Source organism: Dysgonomonas sp. BGC7 (assembly GCF_001261735.1).
Lineage (GTDB): Bacteria > Bacteroidota > Bacteroidia > Bacteroidales > Dysgonomonadaceae > Dysgonomonas.
The window spans coordinates 15,783-32,870 of sequence record NZ_CVRP01000013.1; the positions used below are offsets into that span (position 1 = coordinate 15,783).

The following is a 17,088-nucleotide window of genomic DNA, read 5'->3' on the forward strand; positions in this document are numbered from 1 at the left end:
ATGAAGTGTATACAACTTTTAATCATATTATCATTATTTTCAATCTTTGCTTATCCCCAAGCTCCGGCGACAGAAGTCAGGGCAGTCTGGTTAACAACCAATTGGGGACTTGACTGGCCAACTCAGGGTGCAAGTGTATCTGCACAGAAAGAAGAATTGATAAAGATATTAGACAAACTTAAGAACGACAATTTTAATGTAGTACTCTTCCAGACAAGAGCACATGGAAGAGTATTTTACAAATCTAAGATAGAAGGTCTTAGTCCATTCTTTAATCAATCTGAAGATTTTGATCCTTTGGATTTTACCATAACAGAATGCCACAAACGAGGAATGGAATGTCACGCATGGCTGATTACATACCCAATGGAAAAGGCCACAATAAAGTACACCGGAAAAGGTAAACGAAGGAAAGCAACAATAGTAAACGATAAGCCTGACTATTATAAAGCAATAGAGGACAGATGGTATCTCGACCCCGGAAGACCAGAAAGCAGACAAAGGATACGTTCTATTGTAAAAGAAATAGTTTCCAATTATGATGTAGACGGTATCCACTTCGACTATATACGTTATCCCAGCAACACGGGTAAATTTCCGGATGATGACACATATAAAAAATATGGGAACGGGAAAACCTTGCAAGATTGGAGAAGAGAAAATATAAATACACTGGTAACGGAAGTATATGACGAAGTAAAGGATATAAAAAAGTGGGTACAAGTTAGCAGCTCCCCTCTAGGACGTTACAAAGTACTTCCCGAAATATCACGCAACGATGGGTGGACTGCCTACGAAACTGTATTTCAAGATGCAGGCTATTGGATGCGCAGTGGCAAACACGATTTGGTATTTCCTATGATGTATCATCGCGAACGTTATTTTTATCCGTTTCTTGACGATTGGGTAGCTAACAGTAACGGACGTATAGTAGTTCCGGGATTGGGGGTTTATCAGATGGATGAGCAGAATTGGCCACTAAAGGACATTCAAGATCAAATGAAATACATCAGGGAAAACAAAGTGAAGGGACAGGCTTACTTCCGCACAGGCAACGTATTGAGCAACCTCAAAGGGATAAGAGATTCCATACAGGTCTACTACCCTACTCCAGCCAAACTTCCACCTTTAACATGGCTTGACGATGTTTCTCCAAATTCACCTACAAACTTACAAATACAGAAAGACAAAGAAGGTTATCTGAACATAGCATGGGAAGCTCCGGACAGTACGGAAGATTTCACTTACAATATTTATGTATCTGCAACTGAAACATTCGACAAGGAAAACCCTAGTTTTATTCTTACAACAGGTTTACGTGCAAATAACTATTCTTTCCTTCCTAGTATTGGAGAATTTGGATTCTATTATTTTTTAACAGCATCCGACAGATATCACAATGAGAGTGTTGTATGCTTTCCTGCATATTTCGTTCATTCAGAAGAAGAACATTAAAAATATATAAAGAAAGGGACAGGCTTACTTCAACTCTTCCTTCAACTGATTAATCGTTTTATGCAATACAGGGTGTACATAATTGCCGGCAACTTCAGCTAAAGGTAGAAGCACAAAAGCCCGTTCGTGTAAATGAGGATGAGGCAATACTAAACAAGGAGAATCGTATGTTTCGTTATCGAACAGAAGTAAGTCTATATCAATAACTCGATCCGCATGTACTCCATTTACGGTCTTGATCTGTCGCCCCATTTCCTTTTCAATGGTCTGAGTTTCCTTAAGAACCATCAAAGGATCTAGTTTAGTTTTCACTTCGCAGACCGCATTCAAGAACTGATTTTTTGATTCAAACCCAACAGGATCTGTTATATAAAAAGCGGAGGTGGACACGACCTCACCAATCCGCTTTTCTATATTGTTTATAGCATGATCAAGATTTTCGCCTCTGTCTCCCAAATTAGAGCCGAGACCTAAAAACACATCATGCAAATTCTCTTTTTCTAATATCATCAGATTATAAGCATAGCATCGCCATATGTACCAAAACGATATTTCTCTTTAATCGCCTTTTCATAAATATCCATTATGCGATCATATCCGCCAAAAGCGGCTGTCATCATCAACAGTGTAGATTGAGGTAGATGAAAATTAGTAACCATAGAATCTGCTATACCAAAATCGTATGGAGGAAAAATAAACTTGTTAGTCCACCCTCCATTTGTTTTCAGGTGTCCATCGGTACTCACAATTGTTTCTATAGCACGCATCACAGATGTACCCACAGCACAAACACGATGTCCCTTATCTTTGGCATTATTTACCACATCTACGGCATCCTGAGTGATCTGAAGCTGTTCAGAATCCATCTTATGTTTGGTAAGATCTTCTACATCTATATCTCTGTAATTCCCTAAGCCTGAATGTAACGTAACATAAGCAAAATCGACACCTTTTATCTCTAAACGTTTCATTAGTTCGCGACTAAAATGCAATCCTGCCGCAGGAGCTACAACAGCACCTTCATTCTTTGCAAAGATAGTCTGATAGCGTTCCTTATCTTCTTTTTCCTCACCTCTGTTCAAATATTTCGGTATCGGAGTTTCGCCTAATGCATACAAAGCCTGTCTAAACTCTTCAGATGGCCCATCGTACAAAAAGCGTAGTGTACGTCCACGAGATGTTGTATTATCAATAACCTCGGCAACCATGGCATCATTGTCTCCAAAATACAGTTTGTTTCCAATCCGAATCTTACGTGCAGGATCTACTAAAACATCCCACAAGTGAAATTCTTCATTTAGTTCACGAAGTAAAAACACTTCGATCGTAGCACCTGTTTTTTCTTTATTTCCATAAAGGCGTGCAGGAAAAACTTTCGTATCGTTGAAAACAAAAACATCTTTATCATCAAAATAGTTAATAATGTCTTTAAAGAGTTTATGTTCAATTTCTCCAGTTTTACGATTCAAGACCAACAAACGAGATTCATCTCTATTATTAGCCGGATGAGAAGCTATGAGCTCTTCCGGAAGATCAAATTTAAATTGAGAAAGTTTCATTTTTTATTATCGTTATTATTTTTTCTATTTTAGTCAATCAACAAAGCATCTACAAATGCTTCAATATCCTCACCCTTAATACACTGGTCTAATGTGACCTCTCCTATACGGGTACGTTCCAATGCAATGAGATGTCCGCCAGAATTTAAAGCCTTTCCGATATCCCTTGCTAAGGCTCTGATATATGTCCCTTTACTGCAAACTACTCTTACTTTTACAATAGGCAAATCGCACTCAAGAAGCTCTATTTCATCTATAACCAACAGTTTTGGTTTCAAATCCACTTCTTTCCCTTCTCTCGCAAGATCATAGGCTCTCTTTCCTTCAACTTTACAAGCAGAATAGGCAGGAGGGATTTGCTGTATTTCTCCTACAAACTGAACAAGTTTTGTTTCTACCAGTTCTCTGGTTATATGTTCTGTAGGATACGTACCATCAACCTCTGTTTCTAAATCGAAAGAAGGCGTTGTCTCTCCAAGTTTTATTGTTGCAATATATTCCTTTGTCTGATATTGGAAAGTTTCTATCAATTTAGTTTTCTTTCCGGTACATACTATCATTACTCCAGTAGCCAAAGGGTCAAGTGTTCCGGCATGTCCTACTTTCAGCTTTTTAACGTTTAGCTTTCTGCATATTTTATTACGCAATTTTCGTACCAAAGTAAACGATGTCCAGTTAAGAGGCTTATTTATATATAAAATTTCTCCTTCTATAAAATCCATTAGATGATAGTTAATTCATATCCGGAAAAAAGTAGTATCAAAATAATACCACCTACAATGATACGGTACCACCCAAACAACTTAAAACCATATTTAGTTACAAATCCAATAAAGAATTTGATAGCAAGCAAGGCTACCACAAAAGCGACAACATTACCTATTATGAGTACTCCTATATTTTCCTGCAACAAACCAAAACCTGTATCGGAAGTTATAAGCTTCAATAGTTTATACCCTGTTGCAGCAGCCATAGTAGGTACGGCAAGAAAGAATGAAAACTCAGCCGCATTTTTTCGACTCAATCCCCGAGTCATCCCCCCAACGATAGTAGCCATAGAGCGAGACACACCCGGGATCATAGCTATACATTGGAAGAAGCCGATGATAAAAGCATTCTTATAGGTTACTTCCTGTTCTCCCTCTACAGGGTTATTGAACAATTTATCTACAAACAACATAAGAACTCCACCTAGCACAAGCATTACAGCAACTACGGTTACATTCTCCAACAGCTCATCTATTTTGTCGCTGAAAATGAGTCCTAAAACAGCAGCAGGAATAAATGCAACCAGCAATTTCCAATAGAATTCGAATTTTATCAAGAAATATTTGATAAATCCTAATTTATCTTTAGACGGGGTTTCTTTTAATTGAAAAAAACGTTTCCAGTATAATACTATAACCGACAAAATAGCTCCAAACTGGATAATAACCGTAAAAGCTTTCACAAACTCATTACTCTCTATACCCAACAGGCTTTGTGCGATAATCATATGACCAGTAGAAGATACTGGAAGGAATTCGGTTAGTCCTTCTACAATAGCAATAATAATTGCCTCTATAATACTCATTTATTGTAAGCTTGAATTTAGTTTAGTTCTTTATTCTCTTCTGAAGACTCTTTCGGACGAGGATATAGTACCCCGACAATCATTAATAAGAATCCTACAAAACAAACCATCGGAGCAACCTCTATGCGGCGGGTACTGAATATATCGGGCTCAAAGCCTCCTTCTATACTCGATGAAGGCCCTGTCATAAGCACAAACCCCACTATGATAAGCAGTATTGCAACTATACAAATGATATAGTTCAGCTTAGCAAATGCAAAATCTTTTTTATCCATATCTTTTAAACGTGATAAAGTTTATTCGTTTTCATCTTCAAATATCTATTTACAGCGGATATCGTTGCCAAAACCGTAATTAACACACCGCAAATCAAAACCGCCACATATACCATAGCTAACTCTGTCATAGTTACAATAGACAACAAATCAGGATATTCGCGGGTAAAATAATATACGACACCTGTAATGGCCACATTGGCTAATATAGCCGCAATTATTCCCGAAATTACTGTGCTAAAAATAAAAGGCCGCCGAATGAAGCCATTCGTCGCACCAACAAGTTGCATTGTATTGATAATAAAACGCTTGGAGTAGATATTTAATTGTATTGTATTGCGAATCAGTGTAAATGATATAACAATCAGTATAACAGCCAAAACAAGGAGAATAGAGCCTATTTTAGATAAATTTTGATTTGCCTGCGCAATATCTTCTTCTTTAAAAGATAACCCCTTAGTCAATTTAAAATCTTTAAAGGCTGCTTCTACTTTCTTTATGCTATCAGTATTTACGTATTGTGATTTGATGAATACATCAAAATAGCTTTTCGACGGATCGTACCCCAAAACTTCCTCTGGATCGCCGCCCAAATTTTCTAACAATTCGGCTTTCACCTCTTCTTTACTAATATAGGCTGTAGATTTAACATAAGGAATAGCCTCTATTTTAGCTTTAGTCTTCGCAATGGCAGCTTCGGACATATCTCCGGCAAGCTCAATAGAAATCCCCATCCGCTCTTTTATATAAGAAGATAATCCCTTACCTGTAAATCCTATTAAAACAGTGAGTCCCAACAGAAAAAGTACAAGAGTAATACTAATGGTAGTAATCACCCCTGATGTAAATAACGATACTGTTTTAACCTGACGTTTATCCGACATATTGTACTGAGACAATTAAAGAAGCAAAATAGCATGGGTACAACACACCCAAATTCGCTGCAAAGAAACAAAATAAATAGCTGTCTTAGTATTATTTTCATATTTTTTAATAAATAACTTAGTATATAGATAAATCAACATCTTTCTATGGCAAATTATTATTGTATATTTGCCCATTACAGAAAACACTCTATGTTGATTGTCACTAAAAAAGTTAAGTAAAAGGAAGATAGTATATCTTGCTTTTTACTATTGAACACATAAAACATATTAATATAATATCATGCAAACAAACCAAACCAAATCGGGGCTCGCTCTTGACGGGTTTTCAGAAAAAGTAGACGGAAAAGAAGTAAAAATGTACATCCTCTCAAATAGTAAAGGAGCGGAAGCAACCATAATAAATTATGGAGCAAAAATAGTCTCTCTTTCCATACCCGACAAAACAGGAAAACTTACCGATGTAGTTTTAGGACATAACAATCTCGCAGAATATCTCAATTCGGAAGAACCATATTTCGGTGCTGTGTGTGGCCGAACAGGGAACCGCATAGCAAAAGGACAGTTTTCTCTCGATGGAATAACATACAAATTAGCAATCAACAATGGGCCAAACAATCTACATGGTGGACTAAAAGGCTTCAATGCTGTAGTATGGGATGCTGTGCAGACGGACAACCAGACAATAGAGTTAACATACCTATCGAAAGATGGAGAAGAAGGCTTCCCCGGCAACCTGAGCGTAAAAATCACATATAAGCTGACAGATGACAACAGTCTGGATATTACATACGAAGCCACTACAGACAAGGCAACAATACTCAACCTAACAAATCACTCCTATTTCAACCTCTCGGGAGAAGGGGACTCTAGTGTAAACGATCATATACTAACCATACAAGCATCACATTATCTGCCAACAGACGACACAGCAATTCCTTATGGTAAACCAGAGCCGGTGAAAGGAACACCGTTCGATTTCACTACATCTCACACTATAGGGGAACGTATAGATAACGACTTCGAGCAATTGCACTTTGGCAAAGGATATGACCATACATTTGTTCTCGACAAGAAGGATGGAGAGATGGCTTTGGCTGTCGAATGTTACTCTCCGAAGAGTGGCATAGAAATGAAAATATACACCACAGAACCGGGAGTACAAGTATATACAGGAAATTGGATGTCAGGCAACTTCGAAGGAAAACACGGGCATCGTTATCCGGCACGAGCTGCCGTTTGCTTCGAAACTCAACATTTTCCGGACAGTATCAACAAGCCGGAATATCCGAGTGTCATCCTCAGACCGGGAGAAGTATTCAAAAGTAAGACCTCTCACCAGTTCTCAGTAAAATAACAAGCTAATATAGCCTCTTTGCTTTTTTTACCACAAAAAAGAGCAGAGAGGTTTCACAAACTCTTTAATACAGAATCACAATTATTTACGAAGGCTGACATAATCCACAGCATGCTTCTCTCCCTTATGTAATATAAGGCTGGCTCGCTCGCGAGTGGGTAGAATATTGTTGCGCAGGTTTTTGCGATTTATTTCTCGCCAGATGGTTTTAGCTGTACTTATAGCTTTCTTCTCTGTAAGCTGCGCAAAGCTATGGAAATAAGAGTCGGGATTGGTAAAAGCCCCTTTTCGGAACTTCATAAAACGGGAAATATACCATTCTTCCAATTTTGTCTCTTCGGCATCTACATAAATGGAGAAATCCACATAATCGGAAACAAACCTACGAGGCCTTTCGTGAGGATAATCCATGCCGCTCTGCAAAACGTTCAATCCTTCTATAATGAGGATATCGGGTTGGTCTATAATCTGAAACTCATTAGGTATTACATCATAAATAAGATGAGAGTATTTGGGTACTCGAAGATTTTTCTGTCCCGATTTTATATCAGTTACAAATTTTAGCAGATGTTTTATATCGTACGACTGAGGAAAACCCTTTTTCAGCATAATGCCTTTTTCTTCCAAAACTGCATTAGGATATAAAAAACCATCGGTTGTCACCAATGCTACCCTTGTATTCTCTTTCCATCGGCTAAGCAACGCCTGCAACACGCGTGCTGTGGTGCTTTTACCAACAGATACACTACCTGCAATACCTATAATAAAAGGAATCTTAACGAATTCTTGTTTCAAAAACTTCATTAAAACCGTCTGACGGCTAGTACGGGCATTTACATAATAACTCAATAAACGGGAAAGAGGCAAATAAACATCCTCGACCTCATCAATAGACAACTCGTGATCGATACCTTGCAAAGTCAACAATTCTTCGTAAGTAAGCGTCATTGGCTCCGAATCGCGCAGGGCAGCCCACTGTTTGCGCGAAAACTGCATATAAGGACTTGTTGGGAGGATTTCCATTTATTCTTATTTAAAGACTATGCAAAGGTAGAGAAAACTTATAAGTTACGAGTCAACCTTCATTGTTTTTAGAACAGTCGAGACAAAAAACATAACTTTAGCTATACCGGAAGAAGATCCATTGTTAGGATAACAAAAGTTTATCTATAAATCGACAGTAAGCTGGAGCCTAATAAAAGAAAGAAAAAAAATGACAACAGAAAAAACGAATAAAAAGTGTACAAGTTTGTCAGGTTTTAGTTAAAATCACTCTTAACTCGAATCGAAGATACATACGTTTAAAATAAGTCCACTAGCAAACTCTCAATAGTTATAAAAAGCAAATCTATAAACAATAGCTGTATTATAGCTGTTCTATGAGTGATGTAAAATATTTATATATGTTTATAAGTAATCAGAATATCTTATCTTTGCAATTCGGTAATTAACCAGCCTGATTATTCATTATGAAGGATAAAATTCTGATAAAGAAAAAACAAAGGCTTAAATAAAAAAATTCATGCAAGAAACTCAAGATAAAATTTTAGAAGAAGTTACCTCGGGTGATTATAAATATGGCTTTGTAACAGACATAGAAACAGAGATAATTCCAGTAGGGCTCAACGAAGATGTAGTTCGTCTTATTTCGGCTAAGAAAAACGAGCCGGAATGGCTATTGGAATATCGGCTGAAAGCATATCGCCATTGGCTTACAATGGATATGCCGGTGTGGGCTCATCTTAATATCCCCGAAATAGATTATCAGAGCATCAGTTATTTTGCTGCACCCAAAAAGAAAGATGGTCCAAAAAGCCTCGAAGAAGTAGACCCTGAGCTTTTAAAGACTTTCGACAAACTGGGAGTTCCTCTCCACGAGCGCGAAATACTTGCCGGAGTACAAGGTATGGCAGTAGACGCAGTAGTAGACAGCGTGTCGGTGAAGACAACATTTAAAGAAGTGCTTGCCGAAAAAGGCATTATTTTCTGCTCTTTCAGCGATGCTGTACAAGATCATCCCGAACTGGTAAAAAAATATTTAGGCTCGGTGGTTCCTTACCGTGACAATTTCTTCGCCACGCTCAATTCTGCTGTGTTCAGCGATGGATCGTTCGTTTATATACCAAAAGGTGTGCGTTGCCCTATGGAACTATCAACATATTTCCGTATCAATGCAGCTAATACAGGACAATTTGAACGTACATTGATCGTAGCCGACGATGATTCTTACGTAAGCTATCTGGAAGGCTGTACCGCACCTATGCGCGACGAGAATCAACTACATGCTGCTATTGTAGAGATTGTAGCTCTCGATCACGCAGAAGTAAAATATTCTACAGTACAGAACTGGTATCCGGGCGACAAAGAGGGCAAAGGTGGTATCTATAACTTTGTAACTAAAAGAGGCATTTGCAAAGGCAGAGGCTCTAAAATATCGTGGACACAGGTAGAAACAGGTTCTGCTGTAACATGGAAATATCCTTCTTGCATACTTGCCGGAGACGATTCCATCGGTGAATTCTACTCTGTGGCCGTAACAAACAATTATCAACAGGCCGACACGGGAACAAAAATGATCCACATTGGCAAAAATACCAGAAGCCGTATTGTATCGAAAGGTATCTCGGCAGGATTTAGCCAAAATTCATACAGAGGTCTAGTAAAAGTATCTTCTAAGGCAGAAGGGGCACGCAACCATTCACAGTGCGACAGCTTACTATTAGGAGATAAATGCGGTGCGCACACTTTCCCATATTCTGACATTGCAAATCCGAGTGCTATTATAGAACATGAGGCTACGACTTCTAAGATAAGCGAAGATCAGATACTATATTGCAATCAACGGGGAATAGGCACAGAAGAGGCTGTAGGACTGATCGTAAACGGATATGCAAAAGAAGTGATGCAAAACCTACCAATGGAATTTGCTGTAGAAGCACAAAAGCTATTACAAATAAGCCTTGAAGGTAGTGTAGGATAATACTCAAGTAAGGAGCATAAAAAAGAGCTATTCCCATTTTTGAATAGCTCTTTTTATCATTAATATCCTATAAAGGAAGTAGTTTATTTATTGTGCAGCACCATATACTTCCTCATATGGCTGAACGATTACCCAACCATCTCCTTCAAATTGCATTTGGAAGCTTTCTCCACTACCTCTTCCGATCAATGTTTTCAATGAAATATCTGTTTTCATCTTAGGCGACAAGCTTCCAGACCATGCTACAGTTGCATTAGGATCGGTAAATACTGGTTGTCCCGGTTTCACCAACAAAGTAAGAGGTTGTCCGTGAGTAGTTATTGCTACATGTCCTGTTCCGCTAAGCTGAGCCTGAAAAAGGCCACCGCCTACCATTCCGGCAACACTCTTCATCATCTTTACATCCGATTTTATAGAATCTTCATGAGCAAGAATATCATTCCCATTCACTATTATTGTTTCATTCTCAAGATATAGTATGCGGATTTTCTTACCGAAGTCTGCGGCATATACTCTACCTGTTCCGCTAGTTTTCATCATAGTAGTGCCCTCACCTGACATTGTTTTTTTCAACAAGTTGCCTATACCTTTACTGAGCATACCTTCTCTTTCAAACTTGATATTGCCGGTATAAGCCACCATAGCTCCTTTTTTCAGCATTGTAGTTTGATTGTTGATATTGAGTTCCAACATATATGGACCTTCCAACTGGAAAAAATCGTTTTTAGACTCGTCTTGAGCAGTTTCCTCAATAAGTGCCTTAATAGAATACTTATTCATAGTGTTAAGTTTAATAAAATAGTTATTAAAATAAATAGAATATTTTGTGTCTTTGTTTGTCTAAATCAATAATTGGAAATACTAAAGTAATATATTTTTCCCGATAAGCAAATTAATTAAATACGAAGTCGAAATATATACTTTGTGGAGACTATCAAACTACAAAAAGAAGAAAGGCTCCCCTGTTAGGGAAGCCTTTTTCTTTAATCCTCAACTAAAGCAAAGTCTAACTGCTTTCTTTCCAGATTTGCCCTTGCCACTTTTATTTTCAACGAATCTCCAAGGCTGTACGTACGTTTATTACGGCGTCCACGAAGACAATAATTTTTTTCATCAAATTCATAGAAATCATCATCAAGATCTCTAATAGGAATCATACCCTCACATTTATTTTCATTAATTTCGGCATACAATCCCCATTCTGTAATCCCTGATATAACTGCATCAAACACCTGTCCAAGTTTGTCTGACATATATTCCACTTGTTTATATTTTATCGAAGCTCGCTCTGCACTAGCTGCCAACTGCTCCATATTAGAACTATGTTCGCATTTGTCTTCGTACAATTGCTTACTTACACTTCTGCCTCCATCGAGATATCTCGTCAACAAACGGTGTACCATCATATCCGGATAGCGCCTGATAGGTGACGTAAAATGAGTATAATACTCAAAAGCCAAACCATAGTGCCCAATATTCACTGTAGAATATATAGCCTTAGCCATAGCACGAATGGCTATCGTAGAAATCAGGTTTTCTTCGGGTTTTCCACTCACTTCATCCAACAGGTGATTTATAGACTTGGAAATAGCAGTTTTAGTCCCGTCAACTTTTATCTTATACCCAAACCGATATATAAATTCTGACAAGTTCTCCATCTTTTCACTGTTCGGCACATCATGCACACGATAGACAAAAGTTTTTGCAGTCTTATCTTTAGGCACATTACCTACAAATTCGGCGACAGTACGATTGGCAAGCAACATAAACTCTTCAATCAACTTATTAGATTCTTTCGCATACTTAAAGTAGACGCTTATAGGCTTCCCTTTTTCGTCTATCTCAAATCTCACCTCATGCCTGTCGAAAGCTATAGCTCCATTATCAAATCGTTTCGCCCTTAGCTTCTTGGCAAGATCATTTAATCTTAAGACTTCTTCCTTAAAATCGCCTTCACCTGTTTCAATTATATCTTGAGCCTCTTCGTATGTAAATCGTCTATCAGAGTGAATTACAGTACGAACAATACGGTGTTTCTTTATATTGGCATCTTCATCCAGTTCGAATACAACAGAATAGCACAATTTATCTTCATGGGGGCGTAGTGAACACAAATTATTGCTCAATCGTTCGGGCAACATCGGTATTGTTCTGTCCACAAGATATATTGAAGTAGCTCTGCTTTCTCCTTCCTTGTCTATTACATCTCCTTCCTGCACATAATGAGTTACGTCAGCAATATGTACACCAACTTCCCAACGGCCATTTTTAAGTTGCTTGATAGAAAGGGCATCATCAAAGTCTTTTGCATCACGGGGATCTATAGTAAAGGTTGTAGTAGTCCTCATATCCTCACGCTTTGCTATCTCTTCTTTTGTTATTTCATCAGAAATTTTATTAGCAGCATCTTCTACCTTTTCCGGATACTTATATGGAAGACCAAATTCGGCCAAAATAGCATTCATCTCTGTATTGTTCTCTCCGGCCTGCCCTAATATATCTACAACTTTCCCTATCGGATTTTTTGCTTTTTTAGGCCATTCAACGACTTCGACAAGAGCCTTATCTCCGTCTTTGCCTCCTTTTAAATTATCTTTCGGAATAAAAATATCATTAGCCAATATTTTACTATCCATCACCAAAAATGCAAATTGCTTTTGCACATCGAGAGTACCAACGAACGTACTCTGTTTTCTTTCCAGAATCTCTATCACCTCTGCTTCAGGATCACGTCCTTTGCGTTTAGCCAGCATTTGTACTTTCACCCGATCTCCATTCATTGCATGAGCAGAGTTTCGCTCTGCTACAAAAATATGTCCGTTTTCATCATCTCCATCTACAATAAAGAAATTCTTTCCATTACTCCTTCTTTCGAAAGAGCCTTCTAAAAATATTCCTCTATTATTTGATTTGAATTTACCACGTGCACTTTCTATAATAAATGCGTCTTCCAACAGATCGTATAGTATATTATTTATAAGTTGTTTTTCTGCGGGCTTCTTCAGCCCCAGTTTCTCCGCAACTTGTTTGTAACTAAATGATTCTTCCGAATGTTTATTGAAAAAATTTACAACAGTATGTATTATATCTGTTTTTGTTTTTCTTTTTTCGGTTTTGTGAGTTACCTTCTTTTTACTCATAGTATATCTCGTAATTGTTATTTCTTAAAAACATTTTTTTGACGAGTATTGTTTACCTACATACTCAAAATACTAAGACCAAATGTACAAAAAAGAATTAATGTTGTCATCTGAATTTATGTGTATAGAGTATTTTTATAAGAAATTGTCTAATTTTGTTTTTTTATAATATAGATATTATGCCTTGTATTTTAAATATAGAAACAGCAACAGAGGTTTGCTCTGTAGTAGTGTCCGACAACGACAATGTAATATTTCAGAAAGAGGAGCTGAAAGGCCCTTCACATGCAGTGTTATTAGGCAGTTTTGTCGATGAAGCTGTACGCCACCTCCGATCAAAGAAAATAAAACTCGATGCGGTTGCCGTTAGTTGTGGCCCGGGATCATATACAGGACTACGCATCGGTGTATCGGAAGCAAAAGGTCTTTGTTTTGGCATGGGGATTCCTCTTATAGCAATTAACACTCTTCACATAATGACTTCAGGTGTACTGAACAATAATAACACTAATGAAGCCTCTGTTTTTTGCCCAATGATAGATGCCCGCAGAATGGAAGTTTACGATGTACTATTAGATAGTAACCTGAAAGAACTTTGCCCGGTATCTGCCGATATTATAAATGAAGATTCGTTTACCGATATTTTGGATAAAAACAAAGTTTTATTTTTCGGCAATGGAGCTGGTAAATGTAGAGATATATTAAAACATTCGAATGCTATATTTTTAGAAAATATTTACCCTCATGCAAAAGACATGATAAAGCTAGCAAACAAAGATTATAGCGAAAAAAGATTTGTCGACACAGCTTATTTCGAACCTTTTTATCTGAAAGAATTCGTTGCTACTATTCCTAAGAATAAAGTATTGCATTCTCAGAATAAATAATACCTACTTTATCATTAATCACCTATACAATTTCTCTATAATATTATAACAAAAAAGAGCGAATCGCCAAGACTCACTCTTTCCCATGTTGTTCTTTGCAAATAGCAGTTGCAAAAGACTTCTCTAAAATAATTGTAAATAAGCTAAGTCTAAATAATATCAATCCAGTAATTGATAAGTATAAAGATATATTATGTTTTCCCAAACTAAATTCTAACTCTTGAATACTTCAACAAAGCTAGTCCTTAGAAAACAAGAAAACAATAGTTTTTTTCTCAGTATAGATTTTTAGGCATCAACACAAGCATAACTCACTGTTTCATTGAACTTAACAAGACAAATACAGATAACAAATATAGATTTTAATATATCGAGAATATTGCATATAGCTCCGTTTTAGACATAAAAAAGAGCGAATCTCCAAGATTCACTCTTTTCTAATTGCTATTTGCAAAAATCTGTTGCAAAAGACTTCCCTAAAATAATTGTAAATAAGCTAAGTTTAAGGGAATTTTATCATTAATATTCTTCTAGTTTATTTCCACTGTTGCTTTAGCAATAACCACACCTGAAGTATTAGTAAATGTGATATTATATTTTCCACTTTCCCATCCAGCAATATTTACTAAAATATCGTTAGATTTTCCAGGAACAAACTTAGTAGAGTAAACGCGAGAGTTATCTGTATCGGTTATCTTTATTGCTACTGTTTCACTAATTGACAAGTTTAATTTTAGGAAAAATGCGTTTTTAAATATCCTTACAGGGCGAATACTGGTTGATACAGAGGATGTTGCAGCAGACGCAGTTCTTGCAGAAGCCGCTCTTGGCCTACCTGTACCTGTCATTATTTCTGCTAATATTTCATCCCACTCTTCGTCATCCTTTAAAATATAAAGTTGATCTTTAAGATTATTAAAAGAATGAACTTGTGTACATAAGATACAAGAAAGGGAAAATGCCAGAATAAGCAATAGATGAATTTTTCTCATAATTGTGAAAATTTAGATTTAGAATGGGCAATTATATTGTCGTTTGTAACAAAGCTAACTCTAAGAGAATGGAAAAGCAATGTTTTTTTTATTAATATAGATTTTTATTTAAAACAAAAAATATAATTATATATATATCAAACATTTAAAACAATATGAATTAGACCAAATATAGATTATTTGAACAGCTATATAGATCTTCCACAATCTCTATTTTCGTATTTTTTTCATAAATTACATCTACTAATCGATTCTTTTTGTACTTTCATATCGAAATAAAATTTGCCAATGTTTTATACCAAGATTCGCCTTTTAATTATCTCTGTTTTCCTATTAGGTTTTACCTTTTGCAGCATACAAGAAAACAAGAGTGAAGTTGTCTTAGACCGTGCTGAACAGCTAATGACACAAAGCCCCGATAGTGCATTGCATTTATTGGAAATAGAGGTGCACCCTAAAGAGCTAAGTGAGGAGGCATTTAATAAATACATATTACTTAGTGTTCAGGCAAAAGATAAGACTCACAGGAGCATTGCAGATGACACCCTAGTATTTAAAGCAAAAGAATATTTCGAAAAAACAGGAAAAATAGACAAAGCTGCCCTAGCTTCTTTCTATAGTGGACTCATTTTAGCTGAAAAGAATGAAAAAGAAGCAGCAATGTCAGCTTATTTGGAAGCTGAATCTTATGCAAAAGAGTATGGAGACAATACCCTAAAAGGCCTCATAGAACACTGTGTAGGAGATTTATACTTAGCTCAGTTAATGAACGAAGAAGCTATCTCCAGATATAAAAAAGCAGCTTTATATTTCAAAGAATCGGGTAACTACAAGAATGAGATAATATCTTTCGATAAGTTAGGGATGTCTTATTTTGTGAATAACCAACTTGACAGCAGTTTCTTCTACTATGACAAAAGCCTCCATCTGGCCACAGTACACAAAGACTCATCCGAGTTTGTATTTATCCTACAAAACATTGGCTCAGCTTTTAGCACATCTGGCAATACTATACAGGCAAGGGATTATTTCAAGAAATCTATAGGTTATGCAACCACAAATGGACAAAAGGCAAAATTATATTTCAATATTGCATACTCTTTCAATAAAGAAAACAACAGAGATTCTACTCTGTCTTATCTGAATAAATCATTGAGTCTCATACAAGCCGAAGATGAATTCTCTCTAAAATATGGCATTTACCAATTACTAAGCAACATAGAGGAAAACACTGGTAATTACAAAGAGGCACTTATTTATCATAAAGAATACACCAAGGAACTAAACAAAGTAATAAAAAAGAAGAATAATCAAGCAATACTTGATGTTCAGAAAAAATACAATTTCGAGTTAGTTCAGAACGAAAACAACCGTTTATTGATCGAAAAACAGTCGGCTTTCCTGATAATACTCATTCTTCTGGTTTTCATATTAGCAATGGTCATTGTCTTCTATTGGAAAAATGTAAAAAACAAAGAGGCGCTATCGGATGCCGAACACAAAATATCCAATATGAAAGATTTGGCAGATAGCTTCAATGAAAAAGAGAATTCTTTCAGAAAGGTATTATTACAACATTTCGACATATTGAAAAAAGTTGCTTTGATAGAAACGCATTTGAGAGAAGACGAGAAAAAACAAGGTCAACGACTTCTTCGGAAAGTAAATGAAATAGTATACAATGAGAAGTCAATAGATTGGGACCTTATCTATCTGACAATGGAACAACTTTATAAAGGATTCCCTTCAGCCCTGCGCTCCAAATACACACAGCTGGACGAATCTGAATTTAGAATATGCTGTTTGGCATATGCCGGATTGAGCAATACAGAGATCTCTGTCATAATGAATTTTAGTGTGAATACTATTCAAATGAAAAAATCATCAGTTCGAAAGAAACTGGGAATAGACGGTTATGGAAATATCATAGATTTCTTATCAAAATCTTTAAAATGACGAGTCGGAGGATATATTTATCCTTTAGTT

Annotated in this window: 15 protein-coding genes; 5 read left to right on the forward strand and 10 right to left on the reverse strand. The window is 36.6% G+C overall.

Going from position 1 to position 17,088, the window contains the following annotated elements; translation table 11 throughout:
• Complete coding sequence (locus BGC7_RS12280) at positions 1-1,455, forward strand: glycoside hydrolase family 10-like protein (protein ID WP_050701899.1); 1,455 nt, start codon at positions 1-3, stop codon at positions 1,453-1,455.
• A 24-nt stretch (positions 1,456-1,479) separates the two neighbouring features.
• On the opposite strand, the gene folK is transcribed toward BGC7_RS12280, so the two are convergent.
• The 6 genes from folK to BGC7_RS12310 are packed head-to-tail and all read right to left on the reverse strand — an operon-like array spanning position 1,480 to position 5,746.
• Complete coding sequence (gene folK, locus BGC7_RS12285; RefSeq protein ID WP_050701900.1) at positions 1,480-1,965, reverse strand: 2-amino-4-hydroxy-6-hydroxymethyldihydropteridine diphosphokinase; 486 nt, start codon at positions 1,963-1,965, stop codon at positions 1,480-1,482.
• Positions 1,965-3,014, reverse strand: a complete 1,050-nt coding sequence (queA, locus tag BGC7_RS12290) for a tRNA preQ1(34) S-adenosylmethionine ribosyltransferase-isomerase QueA (protein WP_050701901.1) — start codon at positions 3,012-3,014, stop codon at positions 1,965-1,967. The genes folK and queA overlap by 1 nt, the downstream gene beginning before the upstream one ends.
• Positions 3,015-3,043: 29 nt before the next feature.
• On the reverse strand, positions 3,044-3,736 hold the full coding sequence (truB, locus tag BGC7_RS12295; protein WP_050701902.1) for a tRNA pseudouridine(55) synthase TruB: 693 nt from the start codon (positions 3,734-3,736) through the stop codon (positions 3,044-3,046).
• Complete coding sequence (locus tag BGC7_RS12300) at positions 3,736-4,587, reverse strand: undecaprenyl-diphosphate phosphatase (RefSeq protein WP_050701903.1); 852 nt, start codon at positions 4,585-4,587, stop codon at positions 3,736-3,738. The genes truB and BGC7_RS12300 overlap by 1 nt, the downstream gene beginning before the upstream one ends.
• Before the next feature lie 17 nt (positions 4,588-4,604).
• The gene (locus BGC7_RS12305) at positions 4,605-4,862 is read right to left on the reverse strand and encodes a DUF3098 domain-containing protein (RefSeq protein ID WP_050701904.1); all 258 of its coding nucleotides are present in this window, start codon (positions 4,860-4,862) and stop codon (positions 4,605-4,607) included.
• A 5-nt stretch (positions 4,863-4,867) separates the two neighbouring features.
• Positions 4,868-5,746: a cell division protein FtsX gene (locus BGC7_RS12310; protein WP_050701905.1), complete on the reverse strand. Its 879-nt coding sequence runs from the start codon at positions 5,744-5,746 to the stop codon at positions 4,868-4,870.
• Positions 5,747-6,029: 283 nt separating this feature from the next.
• Here BGC7_RS12310 and BGC7_RS12315 point away from each other — a divergent pair, with 283 nt between their 5' ends.
• Positions 6,030-7,103: an aldose epimerase family protein gene (locus tag BGC7_RS12315; RefSeq protein ID WP_050701906.1), complete on the forward strand. Its 1,074-nt coding sequence runs from the start codon at positions 6,030-6,032 to the stop codon at positions 7,101-7,103.
• Positions 7,104-7,184: 81 nt separating this feature from the next.
• Here the strand turns inward: BGC7_RS12315 and coaA are convergent, their stop codons facing one another.
• Positions 7,185-8,126, reverse strand: coding sequence for a type I pantothenate kinase (gene coaA, locus BGC7_RS12320; RefSeq protein ID WP_050701907.1), 942 nt, complete (start codon positions 8,124-8,126; stop codon positions 7,185-7,187).
• 499 nt (positions 8,127-8,625) lie between these two features.
• Here coaA and sufB point away from each other — a divergent pair, with 499 nt between their 5' ends.
• Positions 8,626-10,083 (forward strand): Fe-S cluster assembly protein SufB, encoded by a 1,458-nt coding sequence (sufB, locus tag BGC7_RS12325; protein WP_050701908.1) that lies wholly within the window; start codon positions 8,626-8,628, stop codon positions 10,081-10,083.
• A gap of 87 nt (positions 10,084-10,170) precedes the next feature.
• Here the strand turns inward: sufB and BGC7_RS12330 are convergent, their stop codons facing one another.
• Together BGC7_RS12330 and rnr are read right to left on the reverse strand one after the other, a co-directional pair.
• Positions 10,171-10,863, reverse strand: a complete 693-nt coding sequence (locus BGC7_RS12330) for an AIM24 family protein (protein WP_050701909.1) — start codon at positions 10,861-10,863, stop codon at positions 10,171-10,173.
• Positions 10,864-11,066: 203 nt separating this feature from the next.
• Positions 11,067-13,223, reverse strand: a complete 2,157-nt coding sequence (gene rnr, locus BGC7_RS12335) for a ribonuclease R (RefSeq protein ID WP_050701910.1) — start codon at positions 13,221-13,223, stop codon at positions 11,067-11,069.
• A 179-nt stretch (positions 13,224-13,402) separates the two neighbouring features.
• Between rnr and tsaB the strand changes: the two genes are divergently transcribed.
• Positions 13,403-14,110 (forward strand): tRNA (adenosine(37)-N6)-threonylcarbamoyltransferase complex dimerization subunit type 1 TsaB, encoded by a 708-nt coding sequence (gene tsaB, locus BGC7_RS12340; RefSeq protein WP_050701911.1) that lies wholly within the window; start codon positions 13,403-13,405, stop codon positions 14,108-14,110.
• 530 nt (positions 14,111-14,640) lie between these two features.
• Here tsaB and BGC7_RS12345 read toward each other — a convergent pair.
• Entirely contained in the window at positions 14,641-15,102 is a 462-nt protein-coding gene (locus BGC7_RS12345; protein WP_050701912.1) for a DUF3244 domain-containing protein, read from the reverse strand.
• Positions 15,103-15,390: 288 nt separating this feature from the next.
• On the opposite strand from BGC7_RS12345, the gene BGC7_RS12350 reads away from it, so the two are divergent.
• Positions 15,391-17,058 carry a tetratricopeptide repeat protein gene (locus BGC7_RS12350; RefSeq protein ID WP_050701913.1) on the forward strand — a complete coding sequence of 556 codons (1,668 nt, stop codon included), beginning with the start codon at positions 15,391-15,393 and terminating at the stop codon, positions 17,056-17,058.
• The last annotated feature ends 30 nt before the right edge of the window (positions 17,059-17,088 follow it).

Coding starts and splice junctions, on each gene's coding strand:
- tsaB (WP_050701911.1), top strand. CDS start 13,403: ATGCCTTGTATTTTAAATATAGAAACAGCAACAGAGGTTTGCTCTGTA.
- BGC7_RS12300 (WP_050701903.1), bottom strand. CDS start 4,587: ATGAGTATTATAGAGGCAATTATTATTGCTATTGTAGAAGGACTAACC.
- folK (WP_050701900.1), bottom strand. CDS start 1,965: ATGATATTAGAAAAAGAGAATTTGCATGATGTGTTTTTAGGTCTCGGC.
- BGC7_RS12345 (WP_050701912.1), bottom strand. CDS start 15,102: ATGAGAAAAATTCATCTATTGCTTATTCTGGCATTTTCCCTTTCTTGT.
- BGC7_RS12350 (WP_050701913.1), top strand. CDS start 15,391: ATGTTTTATACCAAGATTCGCCTTTTAATTATCTCTGTTTTCCTATTA.
- BGC7_RS12305 (WP_050701904.1), bottom strand. CDS start 4,862: ATGGATAAAAAAGATTTTGCATTTGCTAAGCTGAACTATATCATTTGT.
- truB (WP_050701902.1), bottom strand. CDS start 3,736: ATGGATTTTATAGAAGGAGAAATTTTATATATAAATAAGCCTCTTAAC.
- queA (WP_050701901.1), bottom strand. CDS start 3,014: ATGAAACTTTCTCAATTTAAATTTGATCTTCCGGAAGAGCTCATAGCT.
- sufB (WP_050701908.1), top strand. CDS start 8,626: ATGCAAGAAACTCAAGATAAAATTTTAGAAGAAGTTACCTCGGGTGAT.
- coaA (WP_050701907.1), bottom strand. CDS start 8,126: ATGGAAATCCTCCCAACAAGTCCTTATATGCAGTTTTCGCGCAAACAG.
- BGC7_RS12280 (WP_050701899.1), top strand. CDS start 1: ATGAAGTGTATACAACTTTTAATCATATTATCATTATTTTCAATCTTT.
- rnr (WP_050701910.1), bottom strand. CDS start 13,223: ATGAGTAAAAAGAAGGTAACTCACAAAACCGAAAAAAGAAAAACAAAA.
- BGC7_RS12330 (WP_050701909.1), bottom strand. CDS start 10,863: ATGAATAAGTATTCTATTAAGGCACTTATTGAGGAAACTGCTCAAGAC.
- BGC7_RS12310 (WP_050701905.1), bottom strand. CDS start 5,746: ATGTCGGATAAACGTCAGGTTAAAACAGTATCGTTATTTACATCAGGG.
- BGC7_RS12315 (WP_050701906.1), top strand. CDS start 6,030: ATGCAAACAAACCAAACCAAATCGGGGCTCGCTCTTGACGGGTTTTCA.